This window comes from Mesorhizobium sp. M2A.F.Ca.ET.037.01.1.1, assembly GCF_003998075.1.
Classification (GTDB): Bacteria; Pseudomonadota; Alphaproteobacteria; order Rhizobiales; family Rhizobiaceae; genus Mesorhizobium.
This window is the reverse complement of sequence record NZ_RZSA01001437.1, coordinates 1-1,143: the sequence shown is the minus strand read 5'-3', so window position 1 is coordinate 1,143 and position 1,143 is coordinate 1. Positions and strand designations below refer to the sequence as shown.

The 1,143-nt window shown below is 62.5% G+C and carries 2 protein-coding genes; one reads left to right on the top strand and one right to left on the bottom strand.

The genetic code is table 11. The features are described from left to right. Positions 1-104: 104 nt before the first annotated feature. Positions 105-878, top strand: coding sequence for a gamma-glutamyl-gamma-aminobutyrate hydrolase family protein (locus EOA27_RS37425; protein ID WP_127258832.1), 774 nt, complete (start codon positions 105-107; stop codon positions 876-878). A 79-nt stretch (positions 879-957) separates the two neighbouring features. On the opposite strand, the gene EOA27_RS37420 is transcribed toward EOA27_RS37425, so the two are convergent. Continuing rightward, a partial coding sequence (locus tag EOA27_RS37420) for an outer membrane beta-barrel protein (RefSeq protein WP_145970865.1) occupies positions 958-1,143 on the bottom strand: 186 nt, incomplete at its 5' end.

Below are 1,143 nucleotides of genomic sequence, written 5' to 3'. Positions count from 1 at the left end.
CCCTGGTCCATGCGAGGCGGCCAAACTTGCCATGGAAAAGCCGCGTCGGATCGCTTATTTTATAGGCAGAACAATTCCTTGGCCTGATGGAAACCAAACTCAAAATGCAGCAACCGCTCGTCGCCGTCTCAACCGACGTCCGCCAGTTCGACAACTACACCTGGCACGCCGCGCCCCAGCAGTATCTGGAAGCGGCTGTGGCCGGCGCCGGCGTGTTCCCGCTGCTGGTGCCGTCCTTCGGCGACCGGCTCGACCTCGACGAATTGCTGTCGGCGGTCGACGGCGTCATGCTGACGGGTTCGAAATCCAATGTGCATCCCTCGCTTTATGACGGCGACCCGAGCGAGGCCAACGGTCCCTACGATCAAGCCCGCGATGCCACGACGCTGCCGCTGATCCGCAAGGCGCTGGAGCGCGGCGTGCCGGTGCTTGCGATCTGCCGTGGCATCCAGGAGCTGAACGTGGCGCTGGGCGGCACGCTCGGCACCGAGATCCAGGAGCGCGAAGGCTCGCTCGACCATCGCGCGCCGGTGAGCGACAATCAGGACGAGCGCTTCGCCATCCATCAGACGGTCTCGATCAAGCCGGGCAGCTGCTTAGCCGGCGTGTTCGGCGCCGGCGACATCAAGGTCAACTCCTTGCATCGGCAAGGGATCGACCGGCTCGGCTCGAAACTGCAAATCGAGGCATTGGCCACCGACGGCACGATCGAAGCGGTTTCCGTCAAGGACGCGCGGGCCTTCGCGGTCGGCGTGCAATGGCACCCCGAATACTGGGTGAAGTCGGACAGCAATTCCGCCAAGATCTTCAAGGCCTTCGGAGATGCCGTGCGGCTGCACGCGGCGGCAAAAGCAGGCGCGCGCGCCGCGGCGGAGTAGATATCGATGTAGCCGCCGCTTGGTGCGAAATTCCGCGATCAGAACTTGTAGCTGACGCCGAAGCGGACAGATTGCGTCGTCACGTGAGTCGGGTAAAGCCACGAGCTATCAGTCGCTGGATTGTCGGTGAACTTCCCGAATCAGTGTAACGGTACTCGACGCGGGTGGTCCAATTTTGCGCGAAGGCATATTCAACACCTGCGCCCAACGTCCACCCTGCCTTTGTGTGGGATGAACTATCCGCCGTCGGGCCTTCTTCATAGTG